The organism is Streptomyces sp. YIM S03343 (assembly GCF_054729195.1).
Map to the genome: position 1 here is coordinate 218,291 of NZ_JBPUKX010000001.1, position 14,611 is coordinate 232,901.

Sequence of the window (14,611 nt, forward strand, 5' to 3'; positions counted from 1 at the left end):
GGGGTGGCTCAGGAGGATCGTGAGCCGGTCACCTGATCAACTGCGCGTCCACTTCTGGTTGCTGCTGCCGTTGCAGGTCCACAGCTCCAGCAAGGTGCCGTTGGCCGTTCCCGCGCCCGTGGCATCCAGGCACAGGCCGGACTGGGCACCGGTGATCGTGCCGTCGGCGTTGATCGTCCACTTCTGGTTGCTGCCGCCGTTGCAGGTCCAGATGTCCACCTTGGTGCCGGGGCTGGTGCCCTGGCCCGCGGCGTCCAGGCAGTCGCCGCCGTAGACCCGCAGCTCACCAGCCGGGGTGCTGGTCCACTGCTGGTTGCTGCCGCCGTTGCAGTCCCACAACTCCACCTGGGTGCCCGACGTCTGCGACTGGTTCGGCACGTCCACGCACCTGCCGGAGCCGACTCCGACGATCGCTGCGGTCGTGCCGCCGCCGGTTCCGCCGCTGCCGGGGGTGATGGACAGGTTGTCGAACTGTGCCGTCTCGCTCTGGCTGGTCGCGTAGCCGACCTGGCCGCCGGCCCAGGTGTAGTCGTTCACGGAACCGACCGTGGAACCGTCGATGACGGCGGTGACGGTGTTGCCGGAGAAGGTGAGGGCCAGGGTGTGCCACCGGTCGGTGCCCGGCGCCGTGGTGGTGCCGTGGGCGAGGGTGGAGACGTTTCCGTTGGTGTTCGAGTTCAGGATCGACCAGGCTCCGGTGTCGCTCACCCGCAGGTGGTAGGCGTTCAGCCCTCCGGTGCTGCCGTAGTCCTGTGCGTTGGCACGGCCGATCAGCTCGGCGTATCCCGGCTGTTCGAGCATCACGTCGGATGAGACGGTGTAGTTGCTCCAGCTCACGTCACCGAGCAGGGCGTGCGGATCGGACAGCGCGTCCCAGGTGATCGGTTTCTGCGGGCTCATCTGGCGCACGCACTTGCCGCTGCGGCCGCCGCCACAGCCCACCGCCTCGAAGGCGCCCTGCCAGTCCATGAGGTACTTCGCCTCGGTGCCGGTGGCGTAGCTGTCGAAGGAGTCGCTGTACGGCAGGCTCATCGTGCCCTGGGCAGGACTGGTGGCGGTGCCTTTGCCCTGTCCGGTCGTGGTGGTCAGGGTGTAGACGCGATGGGGCTGCACGGTCAGGTTGAAACCGCCGCCGGACGGGGTGACGTCCGTGGTGTGCACGAGGTAGTCGGCCGGGTTGTCGGAGTTGACGTCCGTCGACCAGACATGGACGGTTTTGGTGGACAGCCCGCCGGTGACGTTGAAGTTCAGCGTCTGGGCGCTGCCGGCGTCCATCGTCTCGATGACCGTGGAGTAGTCGACGTTGTTCGTGGACTTCAACGAGACGTAGCTGCCGTTGTTCCGGTTGCCGCCGATGTAGCCACTGGAGGCGTCGAGGTACTGCCACCCCGGGGTGGTGAACTGGCTGGTCTGCGCCATCACCCAGGCGTTCTTGCCGATCGCGTAGTGGCCCGACCACGGCTGCGAGGCCAGCGCGAGACCCATGGTGGGATATGGCAGGTTCGGCGTGATCGCGGCGACCACCGGCCAGTTGAGGTACGCGGTCATCCGGCCGTCGATGTAACCGCGGTTGATGCCGCGGGCCATGGCCGGCGCGCCCGCGTTGTAGTCGTCGGAGCCGTTCTCGCTCGCCCACAGCGTCTTGCCGGACGACGTGGCGGCCGACGGCACCGAGCAGTTGGACTGGGACGACCGGTAGCCGCAGGGGTAGTGGGTGCCGATGACGTTCACCGCGGCGGCGAACGCCGGGTTGGAGTCGATGTCGTTCGCCACGGACCAGTCGGAGTCGGCTGCGACGATCTTGACGTTGCCGTAGCCGTTGTTGTCGAGCGCGCCGCGCAGCTGCTCGTACCAGGAGATGTTGTAGCCTCTCTCGTTCCAGCCGCCGAGGTAGTCGATGCTCAAACTGTGCTGTTTGGCGCAGCCCAGCCACGAGAGCAGGTAGTTGATCATGTCGGTGGACCAGAAGTTCCCGCCGCCGATCCAGCCGGGCGCGCCCCAGGCGAGCCCGTACAGCTTGAGGTCCGGGTTGCGCGCTTTGGCCTGCTCCATCAGCCACCACTCGTAGCCCCGGTCGCAGTTCAGGTCGGACCGGGTGTGCTGGTGACTCGGTTCGGCCCCGGAAGTGGAGTTGGTGTCACCGCCGATCTCGGTCTTGAGGACCTGCAGGGAGGCGCCGTAGCCGGGCCGGAACAGGTAGTCCAGGATCTGGCCGCGCTCGGGCTCGGGGTAGTCGGTCAGGAGTCTGCTGTTGCCGCCCCCGCCGCTGATCGCGCCGACGCCGTCGAGGGTCCGGCCGCCGGACGCCCCGTTGATCGTGATGGAGGTGGCGGCATGGGCCGGCACGGCGGCCGTGCCCACGAGGCCGCCGGCGGTCAGGAGGAGGCCCGCGAGCACGGCCGTCGAGGCGCGCAGGCGCCGGAACAACCGGCTGAATGCTGACACGGTGGGTTCCTTTCGCAGGTCGATCAGCGGAGGATGAAGTCCTGCTTCGTGCCGGGCGTCTTCTTGCACTGCCACTGGTCCAGTTGCTGTCCCGGGTTACTGCCGGCGCCGTAGACGTCCAGGCACAGACCGCTGTTCTTGTTCTGGAACCCGTAGGAGCCGTCGGACTGCCGCACGGGCAGCCACAGGCTGTCGGCCGCTGTACCGGGCGCCTGCTGGACGATGTCCGGGGTGCCCGCCGCGGTGGAGCTGCCGGCCACCGCCACGTCCAGGCCGGAGTTCTGGGCCCGCAGTTCGCCGTAGCCGCCCGAGGCCGGCACGAACTGGAACTGCTGGTTGCTCTGCCCGTTGCACGTCCACTGGTCGATCGCGGCGCCCGCGCTGCCGGAGTTGCCGTACACGTCCACGCACAGGCTGTTGTCGGCGACCACGAGCTGGTGATAGCCGTTCGGGAAGCCGCCGCCGGACGAGGCCGGTGTCAGATAGACGGCGAACGCGTCGTGCGAGCCCTGGAACGTGAACGGCACCGTGATCGAGCCGCCGGAGGCGCTCACGTTCTGGTCGTACATGATCTGTGGGGCGCCGAGCGGTGCCTGGTCCGGGATGCGGTGCACGGTGACGTGCACGCTGCCGGCGTTCGCCGGCCAGGGCAGGGACGACAGCCCGTCGAAGATCACGGACGCGGCGCCGGTGTACCCGTCAAAGTCGCCGATGACCGCCACCGCACGCTTGCCGGCGGAGTCCTCGGAGGCGGAGATCGCCGTCGAGCCGACCTGGCCGGAGGTGTCGACGAGAGTACCGGTCATGTCGGCGTAGTCCCGAAGCGCCCACCAGTTGCCGGTGGGCTGCCGGCTGCCCCCGCTCTGGGCCAGGACGCCGGTCAGGTTCGGGGTGAGGCAACACACCCAGTTGCCGCGCATCGCGTTGGTGTACCCGGACTGCGCGAACCGCGCCAGGTACCAGGCTGTCACCCCGGCGGTCTGCCGGTCGGCCGGCTGGTACTCGTTCGAGGACAGCGGCAGCGGACCGATGCCCGCCGAGCTCAGGGCGTTGCGGAGGCCCTGTGCGACGGTGACCGAGTCGTCGACATCGCCCTCGTTGTGATTGGTGATCATGTCCGGAACCGTCCCGGCCGCCTTCACATGCGCGAGCCAGGCCTGCCATTCACCAGGGCTGCGCTGCGGGGTGAACGCGAGGGACGGCCCCACGATCTGCGCCCCGGGGGCGATGCGCCGGATCTCCCGGTAGGCGGTGTCCCACATCTGGAAGTACTGCGCACCGTTGACACCCCGGGTCCAGAAGACGGAGATGTCCGGCTCGTTCCAGATGTCGTAGGAGAGCGTCAGCCCCGAAGCCTGCAGCGCTCCCACCGCGGAGTCGATGAAGCTGATCCAGTTGGAGCAGTCGCCGTTGTCGCACGGGTACGTCGTGTTCGACGGCTGGCCGCCGTTCGCGCCGTAGATGTCGCTCACAAGCACCTGGTACTGGGCGTGGTACGGCGGCCGGTTGAGCCGTTTCGCCTGACCGATGATCGAGTCGACGTCGGCCCGGGTGGCCGAACCGTACTGGTAGCCGTCCCTGATCCAGCCACCGGAGAACCATCCGCCGCCGCGGAGTGCGTTCAGTCCCAGCGGCTGAAGGAACTGGTCCGCCGGCTGGCTGCCGTCTTCACTGATGCCGTAGAGGAACCCCTCCCCCACTCCGGTCGACGGCCCGCGGATCGAGGCGAGTTTCACGCTCAGCGACTTGCCCGAGGCGGCCTGGCCCGCGGCCGTCGACAGCAGCGGCAGCACGAGCGTCAGGACGATGCCGGACACCAGTGCCAGACGACCGGGTCTCGCTCTCGTCCTCATCCGATCCTCCTGCGGTTGGGCGCCGCTGCGCTGCGGCACTGGGCGAGGTGGCGCGGTGACACGCCGGGGCGGCCGTCGGGTGCCGCCCCGGCGTCGGGTGCGTTCGCTCACGGGGTCAGCTCAGCGACCATTGCTGGTTGGATCCGCCGTTGCAGGTCCACAGCTCCACGGGGGTACCGTTGGCGGTGGCGGCGCCCGTCACGTCCAGGCACAGAGCGGACTGGGCGCTGGTGATGGTGCCGTTGGCGTTGAGGTTCCACTGCTGGTTGGTCTGGCCGTTGCAGGGCCAGGTGATGACCTTGGTGCCGGGGCTGGTGCCCTGGTTCGAGGCGTCCAGGCACAACCGGCTGCCGCCGGAGTACACGGAGAGCTCGTGGGAGGCGGTCTGGGACCAGGTCTGGTTCGCCCCGCCCGAGCAATCCCGGATCTGTGTCTGCGTCCCCGGCGTCGTGGACCCCCCCGGCACCTCAAGACACCTGCCCGCACCTACCGCGTGCAGCGCGCCCGGTGTGCCACCACCGCCACTTCCCGCCCCGTAGCCGGCGGCGGTGATGCCGGCCTGGACGGCGTTCTCGGTGGCGTCGAAGGGGTAGCCCGCCGTCATCGCGCCTTCGAAGAACTCGCCGACGCCCGAGGGGCTGTTGTCGCCACCGGTGCCGAGCAGGACGGAGCTGTCGACCTTCATCGGCGAGTAGCCGTTGGGCAGGGGGCCGGAGAAGGTAGTGGTCAGACCTCCGCTCGTGCCGTTGCCGTACTTGAGGGTGAAGTTGCTGGTGCCGTTGTTCTTCAGCCACGCGCTGACGAACGGATAGTGCACGCCCTGGTTGTTCGGGTCTTTGTTGGAGCCGGTGTCGGTGTGGAACATGCCGTTCTCCAGGTCGGCCTCGACCCAGGGGCCGCTGCCGGTGCAGCCGCCGAACCAGCAGGCGTTGCCCCAGTAGATGGCGTTCATGGTGGCGTTGCCGGTGTCGGTGTGGGAGTTCTCGCCACTGCCGTAGTCGAAGCAGCACCACTGGTTCGTGTAGTTCGACGACGTCACCATGTAGATGCCTTCGGGCTGGGATCCGGTGGCCACGCCGCTCGCGTGGTCGATCCGGTAGCCGACGCCGGGGGTGACCTTGACGCCGAAGACCTGGTGGCCGGCCGCGGTCACGGGCAGGGCCATGGCGTCGGCCCCCACGTCGGATCCGTTCGGGCCGGGGCCCTTCCAGTAGCCGCCCCAGGAGATCGGTAGGTCGTTGTGCCTGGCGGTCTGGTCGTAGATCTTCGTGATCGTGCACGACGTGCCCGCGCAGAACGACACCTGGGACGCCCCGTCGGCGTAGCCGCCCGCGCTGAGCACTCCGATGTCGCGGTAACTTTGATCGGAGGCCCGCTGGATCTGGTACAGCGGCCCGTTGTACGACGCGAAAAGCGCCCTGGTCGTGGCGTGCGCCGTCACACACGGCGTACCGCCCGCGGCATAGATGTCGCACGGAAGCGACGCGTCAGCCGCGGAGGCTTTCGCCGACAGGGCCGCCGGGTGCACGGCGGCGGCTGTACCGGTCCGTGAGGATGTGGCAAACGCCGGTGTGCCCAACGCGGCCACGGCCATCGCCAGGACGATCAGGAGCACGGCCGGGAATCGCCTTCGCCGGTGATCGGTTGCTGATCCGAGCAAGGAGACCTCCTCTGTGGCGGTGCCGCCGCACGGCGGCACCGAAGCTGCCGGTGGCCGAGGGGAGGGGGACTCATCCCAGCTTCCACTGCTGGCCGCTGCTGCCGTTGCAGGTCCCCAGTTCGGCGAGGGCTCCGTCAGCCGTGGCCCCTCCGTTGACGTCCAGGCACAGGCCGGACTGGACTCCGGTGATCGTGCCGTTGGCATTCAGCGTCCATTGCTGGTTGGTCTGGCCGTTGCACCGCCAGATCTCGACCTTCGTCCCGGGGGTGGTCTGGTTGTTGTACGCGTCCAGGCACATCTGGGCGCTGCCGGAGTAGACGGTGAGCTGGTTGGAGGTGGAATGCGTCCATGTCTGGTTGGCCCCGCCGTTGCAGCTCCAGATCTCCACCTGGGTGCCTGCGGTCGTGGTCGAGTCCGGTACGTCCAGGCACTTGTCCGCCCCCACCGCGTGCAGCTCACCGGTCACGCTGGTGCCGCCGCCGCTGCTGGTGCCGCCCGCGACCCGGTACATCACCGTGCCGTGCGCAGGAACCGAGGCGCTGACGGTGCCCGAGGTGGTCGAGGACGCCCCCGACCACAGGTCGGTCAGGGTATAAGTGGACGCCCCGGTCTTCCCGATCGCGGCCGCCGTGGTGGTGATGGTCGCCCTCGAGCCCGTCTCGTTGAACAGCGCCACCGACACGTCTCCGTTGGCCAGTGGCTTGGCCAGCACGTCCAGGCCGCCCGAGGACGACACCATGGTGCCTTGCTTGCCCAGGGGGTCCTGGTCGACCGCGATCACCCGGGAGTTGGTCAGGATGGACAAGGTGTCCGCACTGGCCGAGGGGATGTTGGTGCCCGCGATCAGGGGCGCGGCCATCTCCGCCCACAGACTGAACTCGCTGCGGTTCTCGGTGGCCGTCAGCGAGCCGTTGCCGATCTCCAGCATGTCCGGGTCGTTCCAGTGGCCGGGGCCGGCGTAGGAGGCCAGTCCCACGTTGCTGTGGAAGATCGACAGCATGCTGGAGTAGTTGGCGGTGATGTCCCCGGTGGTGCGCCAGCTGTTGCCCACGCCCGCGCCCCAGGTCCACACGTTCTCCTGACCCCAGTTGCACAGGCTGAACAGGATGGGCCGGCCGGTGGCCGCCAGGGCGTCCCGCATCGCGGTGTACCGGGTCCGCGCCGGCACGCCGGTGTTGTTGCAGTTGTCGTACTTCAGGTAGTCCACACCCCAGGACGCGAACGACTGTGCGTCCGTTGTCTCATGCCCCAGGCTGCCCGGGTATCCCGCGCAGGTCGCGGTGCCCGCATCCTCGTAGATCCCCAGCTTCAGCCCGAGCGAGTGCACGTAGTCCGCGGTGCCCTTGATGCCGTCGGGGAACTTGGCCGGGTCCGGCACCAGGTGGCCGCCGGAATCGCGGCTGTGGGTCATCCAGCAGTCGTCGATGTTGACGTACGAGTAGCCCGCCGCCTGCATGCCGTTGGCGTGCATGGCCTGCGCGGTGGACTTGATCAGCGACTCGGAGACATTGCAGCCGTACGCGTTCCAGTCGTTGAATCCCATCTGCGGGGTCAGCGCGAGCCCGTTGCCGAGCGCGGCGGCGGGTTGCGCCGTGCTCAGGGAAAGGAGGGGGACGGCCGCGGTGAGCAGCAGGGGCGAGAAGATGAGCGCCAGGGTTCTGCGCAGGGACAGCAGCGTGGACAGCGGCCGAAGGCCCCTGGCTCTCGCAGTGGTCGTGGGCATAAGTCATCGACTCCTGGTCTGTGTTGGGGAGCTGAGAGGAGTTCAGCGATATCCGGCGGCGGTGATATTGGCCTGCACCGCGTTGTCGGTCGCGTCGGAGGGGTAGCCGGCGACGATCGCCCCTTCGTAGAAGGTGCCGGCGCTCAGGTTGGCGCCGCCGCCTGGCTTGCAGCAGTCGCCGCCGCTGCCCAGGACGATGGCTCCCTGTTTCTTCATGGGGCTGTATCCACCCGGAAGCCCGCCGTCCCACAGGGTGCTCAGGCCGCCGGACTGCGCGTTGGCGCCCTTGAGGGCGAACCGAGACGTCCCGTTGTTCTTCAGCATCGCCGTGACGAACTTGCTGGGAAAGGCACGCTGGTTGGTGTTCCAGGACTGGCTGCCGCCGGAGTACAGGCCCCACTCGAGATCGGCCTGCACCCAGGGGCCGCTGCCGACGCAGCCGCCGAACCAGCACTCGGTAGCGAAGTTGATCGCGTCCATCGCCCCGGCGGCGTCGGCCTTCCTGGTCGTCTCGCTGTTGCCGTAGTCGAAGCAGCAGCCACTGTTGACGTGGGTGCCACTGGTGACCATGTACGCCCCTTCGGGTGCGGCGCCGGTCGGCACGCCCGTCAGGTGACCGTCCCGCCAGTAGCTGTTCCCGGGATTGATGTACAACGAGTACGCCTTGGTGCCCCCGGCGGTCAGCGACTCGGAGGTCGCCTTCGCGGGGCTGCTCTGGCTCGATCCCGGGACCTGGGCCGAGCCCTGGTACCACAGGTCGTTGCCGTGTCCGGACTGGTCGCGGACGACCGTGATCACACACGAGGTACCCGCGCAGAACGAGTCCTGCGCCGCCGCGTCGGCGAAGCCGCCGGGCGCCAGCACACCGATGTCCCTGGTCGCGTTGTCCGAGGAACGCCTGACCTGGTACAGGGCGCCGTTGTACGAACCGTAGAGCGCCCGCACCGTGCTGTGCGCGGCCACGCACGGCGTACCGCCCGCGGAGTAGATGTCGCACGGGCCCGATCCGCTGGGCGGAGGTGTCGGGGTGCTCCACTTCTGGTTGCTCTGGCCGTTGCAGGTCCACAGGACGACGGCGGTGCCGTTGGCCGTTCCCGCCCCGTTGACGTCCAGGCAGAATCCGGACGCCACACCGGTGACGGACCCGTCGGAGTTCTGTCGCCACACCTGGGTCGGCCGCCCGTCGCACGACCGGATGACCACCGGGGCTCCGGGAGCCGTCCGGTTGTCGTAGGCGTCCACGCACCGGGTGCCGCTCATCGTCCTCAGCTCACCCGCCGACGTGAACTCGAATGCCTGATTGACCTGGCCGTTGCAGTCCCAGATCTCCAACGCCGTTCCCGGCGTGTCGGCGTTGCCCTTGACGTCCAGGCACCGCCCCGACGCCGAGCTCACCAGGGGAGCCGCGGTTGCCGATGCCGACCATGTCGGCGCGGTCGCCAGCAAGACGGTGAGCAGTGCCATCACGCATACGGCGGCGGTTGCCGATAAGCGTGGTCCATGAACGGGGCTCCGGGGTGAAACGGATGAAGGCTGCATTCTGTTCCTCGAATATGTGAGGGAAGGGGGCAGAGAGTGCCGTGCCTGTCCGAGGGAATCCAGTCGAGGGGTCCGTCGACCGCTCCCGTCAGCGGGCCCGAATGTACTCACAGAGAACACTCAGACATCCCATGTTCCATAGTGATCCCACACACCTGACACAGAGTCAATGCACGCATCTCGCCGAATCAGAGCTCGATCCATCCCATGTTTGCCCTAGTCAGCTCGCAATGACGGCATGCAGGAACCCGCGTCCGGCAACGGCCACCGCGCCGGACGCGGCGGAGGGGCGCGGTACTCCGAAACGGACCGCGGGCAGGAGCGCGCGCTTGGCGCCGATCACCTCACCTGAAGTTCCAGTGCTGGTTGGCGCCGCCGGTGGAGTCCCAGATCTGGACGGGGGCCCCGTTGGCAGTCTGCCCGCCGGGAATCTCCAGCGCCCGGCCGGAAGCGACGTTGATCAGGGTGTACGAACCGTCGCTGTTCCGGCTCGCCCGCCAGTGCTGGTTCGCACCGCCATCGGCATCCCAGAGCTCCATCCGCGTGCCGTTGCCGGTCTGGCCACCCGGCTCGTCCAGAACCCGCCCACTGCCGATATTCGTCAGCGTATACGAACCATCACCGTTCTGATTCGCCCGCCACTGCTGGTTCGCGGCCGTGCCGTTGCCGTCCCAGACCTGCAACGGCGTGCCGTTCGCCGTCTGCCCGCTCGGCACGTCCAGCACTCGCCCCGCGGCGACCTCGCTCAGCGCGTACACCTGGCCCGAGACGATGCCCCCCGAGTTCCCCGTACCGCCGCCCAGCGCGGACAGGACCGCGTCGTAGGCCGGCTTCTTGCTGCCGTTGCCGCTGAACAGCAGCGGGTTCTCACCCGACCGCCACGAGTCGCTGTCCCTGATCCCCCACATGGTGATGCCGGTGCAGCGGGGGACGTTCATGCACGCCTGCACCGTGCTGGCGTAGGCGGTCGGCGACGCCTGGGCGATGTCGAGTTCGGTGATCTGGACGTCGACGCCGAGGGCCGCGAAGTCGGCCAGGGTGGTCTGGAAGCTCGACGGCGGCCCGCCGGTGCCGAAGTGGCTCTGGAGGCCGACGCAGTCGATGGGCACGCCGCGGGACTTGAAGTCGCGCACCATGTTGTAGACGCCCTGGGTCTTGGCGTCCGACCAGTTCTCGATGTTGTAGTCGTTGTAGCAGAGCTTGGCCGAGGGGTCGGCGGCCCGGGCGGTGCGGAACGCCTCCTCGATGAAGCCGTTGCCGAGCACGTCCTGGAACACCGAGCTGCGGTGCTGGGTGGAGCCGTCGGCGAAGGCTTCGTTGACCACGTCCCAGGCGTAGATCTTGCCCTTGTAGTGGTTCATCACCGTGGTGATGTGGTTGTTCATCACGCTGCGCAGGGTGTTCGCGTCCCTCGTGCCACTGACCCAGCCGGGCAGCTGCGAGTGCCACACCAGGGTGTGGCCGCGCATCCGCTGCCCGTGCGCGGAGGCGTGGCCGACGATCTGGTCGGCCGGGCCGAAGTTGAAGTTGCCGCGTGACGGTTCGGTGGTGTCCCACTTCATCTCGTTCTCCGGGGTGATCATGTTGAACTCCCGGTCGAGAATCGTGGAGTACGTCGAGTCGCCGAGCCTCCCGGCAGCCACGGCCGTGCCGAAATAGCGGCCGCTGCCGGCCGCGGCCGCGCCCGGCGTGCCGGAAGCAGCATGGGCAGCGGGGGATGCTGTCCCGGTCAGGGCCAGTACCGTCCCGGCTGTCAGTCCGGTGGCCAAGGCCAGGGCCCTGCGGAGGCGGAGTTGCTCGTTGCGCCAGGGCATGAAGGATCATCCTCCTTGTGTGGGGGGTGGGACACCGATCACAGGACGCTGCTGCGGTGGAGTCGGGTCACGGAGCTCATGAGACCGGCAGAGCGGTCCATTGCTGGTTGACGCCGCCGTTGCAGTCCCAGAGGATCAGTTGCGTACCGTCGGTGGTGGACGCGTTGGGATCGTCGAGGCAGCGGCCCGAGACCGGGTTGCGGTAACCGCCGTTGTACGGCTGCCATTGCTGGTTGGTGCCGCCGTTGCAGTCCCAGATCTCGATCTTGGTGCCGTTGGCGGTACCGCGGCCAGTGGCGTCGAGGCACTTGCCGAGCGCCCGTAAGGTGCCGTCGGAGCGCGCGGACCACCACTGCGCGTCGGAGCCGTTGCAGGACCAGATCTCCGCGGCGGTCCCGTTGGCGCTGTTGCCACCATTGGCGTCCAGGCACTTCCCCGCGACCCCGGAGCGCACCTGCCCGCCCACGGACACCGGCGGCTTGATCCAGCCCGCCGCGTCCGCGGCCTGGACCCCGGCGTTGAAGGCGTCCGCCATCTTGCTGTAGCCGTTGTCGTTGGGGTGCAGGGAGTCGGCCAGGTCCGCTGTGGTCAGAGCGCTCATGTCCACCAGGCGTACGTGTTTGCCGGCGGCCTGCTCGGCCTGGACAATTCCGGGGAGCTTGGCGTTGAACGCGGGCCGGTTGGCCTCCTCGGTGCCACTGGTGGAGATGATCAGGGTGCCGACGAGGACGGTCGCGTCGGGGGCATCACTGGTGATCTGGTCGATGAGCGCACGGAGCCGGTCGGTGGCGGTCGGGACCTGGTAGTTGCCGTTCAGGTCGTTGGCACCGATCTCCAGGGTGACCACGTTCGGCCGGTAACGGGCCAGCAAGCTGTCCGCGATGCCGGCTATCTGGTCGATCCGCCAGCCGGAGTGGCCTTCGTTGTCCGGGTCGGACATGGTGCCGTTGCGGCCCGACCCGACGAAGTCCAGGGCGTGTCCCTCGGCCGACAGCTGGTTCCACAAAGAGCCCCGGTAGCCGTTCCCGGACGGACTGCCGACGCCCCAGGTGATCGAGTCGCCCAACGGCATCAGCCGCAAGGGGGCGGGCGCGGCGGCCCGCACGGCGGAGGGCGGCGCCTCGGTGCCGGTGGCGGCCGCCGCGGGCACTGCGCAGCCCATGCCGAGCGCGGCCGTCAGCGCCGCGGCCAAGGGTGCCGAGTACTTCTTCATCAGCGTTCCTCACTGGTGCGGGACAGTGGGTGGGGTGAAAGGGCCGACGAGCCGGTCAGCGGGTGGTGAAGTCCTGGTTGCTGCCGACCGTGTTCCTGCAGAGCCTTTGGTCGAGCTGCCGGCCGAGGTTGCTGCCGCCGTAGACGTCCGGGCACAGGCCGCCGTGCTTGTTCTGGAAGGTGCCTACGTTGACCGACCAGATACCCTTGCGTCTAATCGTGTACCTGCCAATCTGTTGGGACAGCGGGTGGGCGCCACCAGCCAGGTAGACCACGACGTCCGAATCGGCGGAGAGCCGGTGCGCCGGCTGCTGCGCCCGGTCGATGGTGGCGAGCCCCTGCTCGGCGGTGCCGTTCCCGCCGGGATCCGCATCCGGCGCCACGTACAGGACGGCGGCCGTTTGACTCTCGGCCGGTACGGCACTTGCGGCCCCAGCCGTGGTCACGCTTCCAGCCAGTAAGACGAGCGCAGCCACCGGGGGCGGCCCGGAGGCCGCGGAGCGCTCTGGCTGTGGACATCGTCATCCTCCAGTGGTGGCGCGTGTGCCCGGTGGTCTCGGGGCGGTGTGGCGTGCTTCGCCGTCGAAGCCGCCCGCATGACGCGTCCGCCCGGGGTCAGGGTGAGCGGGACGGGCGATGCGGCCGAACGGTCGGAAGATCCCGGAGGTGCCCGTCGGGCGCCGGGCATGCGGAGACCTGCTCCGGGGCAGTGGCCCGTGGCCGACCGTGAGCCGACCACGGGCCGGAGCCGTTCAGGTCAGTTGAGGCTCCATTGCTGGTTGGATCCACCGTTGCACGGCCAGAGTTCGGCCAGCGCGCCGTTGGCCGTGGAGGCGCCGGTGACGTCGAGGCAGAGCCCGGACTGGGTGCCGGTGACGGTGCCGTCGGAGTTCAGCTGCCACTGCTGGTTGGCGCCACCGTTGCACGGCCAGGTCTCCACCTTGGTGCCGGCGGAGGTCTGGTTGTTGTACGCATCCAGGCACATCTGACTGCTGCCGCTGTAGACGGTCAGCTGGTTGGAGGACGTGCGGGTCCAGGTCTGGTCGGCCCCGCCGCTGCAGTCCCAGATCTGCAGCTGTGTGCCGGCCGTGGTGGATGAGTTCGGCACGTCCAGGCACTTGCCAGCGCCCACCGCGTGCAACGCACCGGCGCTCGTCCCACCGGAGAAATTGCTGTATCCGGCCGCGGTGATGTTGGCCTGAACGGCGTTCTCCGTGGCGTCCGACGGATAGCCCGAGGTCATCACGCCTTCGTAGAAGGTGCCTTGGGCGCCCTTGCTGTTGTCACCTCCGATGCCCAGGATGATGGCACCCTGTTTCCGCATCGGGTTGTAGCCCGGGACGTTGGGACGCGGCCCGTCGTAGAAGGTGGACAGGCCTCCGGACTGGGCGTTGCCGCCACGGATCGCCCAGTGGTTCGGCCCGCCCTTGACGATGGCGGTCGTGTACCGGTAGTTGATGGTCGGATCGTTGGCGTTGTAGTGCTGGTTGACTCCGGAGAACAGGCCGTTCTCCAGGTCGGCCATGATCCACGGACCGTTGCCCGAACCATAGCCCCAGACCTTGATGTTGCCGAAGTAGATGGCCTCCATGGTGCCGTTGCCGTCGTCGTTGCTGTCCGTCTCGGCATTGCCGTAGTCGAAGCAGCAGCCTCCGTTGTAGTGCGTGCCGTCGAAGATCGCGTACATGCCCTCGGGGTTGTCCCCGGTCGCGATGCCGTTGGTGTGGTTGTTGCGGTAACCCGTGCCGGGCGCCACGAAGACGCCGTAGGCCTTGTGACCGCCCACCATGGTGGGCGCGGCGGTCGCGTTCGCGAGGTTGTCGGGGCCGCCCGCCGCACCGCCCGCGGGCGCCTGGGTGAGGTTGTTGCCGCGGCCGGACTGGTCGTAGATGATCGTGATCAGGCAGGTCGTCCCCGAGCAGAACGAGTCTTGGGCGGCGGCGTCGGCGTACCCGCCCGCGCTCAGGACGCCGATGTTCCGCGTGGTGTTGTCCGAGGCACGCCGGACCTGGTAGAGCGGCCCGTTGTACGCGGCGTACAACGCTCGCGTCGTGCTGTGCGCCGCCACGCAGGGCGTACCGCCTGCCGCGTAGATGTCGCACGGCCCGGACGTGGCAGCCCGAGCCGTACCGGCCGTGGCGCCGACCAGTGCCCCGGCGAGGAGTGCGGCTGCGGCCCCCGCCCGGGCGAACGTTTTCGACCGAGAGCGGGGCGAGCGCTCCGGCGGCGGAACGTGCGCCTGGTCCAGCACTCTGTGCGGCCTGCCACGGTGCCGTACCGCCGCGAGTAACCGCCGGACGCCACCGCGCCCGGACGGCAGGTGGCGTCCTGTTCGTATGGCTCTCATCCGATCTCCCTACCGTGC

The 14,611-nt window shown here is 68.6% G+C and carries 8 protein-coding genes and 1 pseudogene; all 9 read right to left on the bottom strand.

Annotation, left to right across the window (positions count from 1 at the left end; translation table 11 throughout):
• Positions 1-36: 36 nt before the first annotated feature.
• The 9 genes and pseudogenes from ACSYGN_RS01040 to ACSYGN_RS01080 all read right to left on the bottom strand — a co-directional run bounded on the left by ACSYGN_RS01040 (position 37) and on the right by ACSYGN_RS01080 (position 14,593).
• Positions 37-2,445 (bottom strand): ricin-type beta-trefoil lectin domain protein, encoded by a 2,409-nt coding sequence (locus tag ACSYGN_RS01040; protein WP_460390830.1) that lies wholly within the window; start codon positions 2,443-2,445, stop codon positions 37-39.
• A 23-nt stretch (positions 2,446-2,468) separates the two neighbouring features.
• A complete protein-coding gene (locus tag ACSYGN_RS01045; RefSeq protein ID WP_460390832.1) occupies positions 2,469-4,298 on the bottom strand; it encodes an RICIN domain-containing protein in 1,830 nt (609 codons plus the stop codon).
• Positions 4,299-4,413: 115 nt separating this feature from the next.
• Positions 4,414-5,892: an arabinofuranosidase catalytic domain-containing protein gene (locus ACSYGN_RS01050; protein ID WP_460403147.1), complete on the bottom strand. Its 1,479-nt coding sequence runs from the start codon at positions 5,890-5,892 to the stop codon at positions 4,414-4,416.
• A gap of 136 nt (positions 5,893-6,028) precedes the next feature.
• A complete protein-coding gene (locus tag ACSYGN_RS01055) occupies positions 6,029-7,681 on the bottom strand; it encodes a glycoside hydrolase family 27 protein (RefSeq protein WP_460390834.1) in 1,653 nt (550 codons plus the stop codon).
• Positions 7,682-7,723: 42 nt separating this feature from the next.
• The gene (locus ACSYGN_RS01060) at positions 7,724-9,145 is read right to left on the bottom strand and encodes an arabinofuranosidase catalytic domain-containing protein (RefSeq protein ID WP_460390836.1); all 1,422 of its coding nucleotides are present in this window, start codon (positions 9,143-9,145) and stop codon (positions 7,724-7,726) included.
• Between the two features lie 422 nt (positions 9,146-9,567).
• A pseudogene (locus ACSYGN_RS01065) lies at positions 9,568-11,034 on the bottom strand (endo-1,4-beta-xylanase); the annotation flags it as partial.
• A gap of 76 nt (positions 11,035-11,110) precedes the next feature.
• Positions 11,111-12,247 carry a ricin-type beta-trefoil lectin domain protein gene (locus tag ACSYGN_RS01070; protein ID WP_460390838.1) on the bottom strand — a complete coding sequence of 379 codons (1,137 nt, stop codon included), beginning with the start codon at positions 12,245-12,247 and terminating at the stop codon, positions 11,111-11,113.
• Between the two features lie 55 nt (positions 12,248-12,302).
• The gene (locus ACSYGN_RS01075) at positions 12,303-12,692 is read right to left on the bottom strand and encodes a hypothetical protein (protein WP_460390840.1); all 390 of its coding nucleotides are present in this window, start codon (positions 12,690-12,692) and stop codon (positions 12,303-12,305) included.
• Between the two features lie 311 nt (positions 12,693-13,003).
• A complete protein-coding gene (locus tag ACSYGN_RS01080; RefSeq protein ID WP_460390842.1) occupies positions 13,004-14,593 on the bottom strand; it encodes an arabinofuranosidase catalytic domain-containing protein in 1,590 nt (529 codons plus the stop codon).
• Positions 14,594-14,611 lie beyond the last annotated feature (18 nt).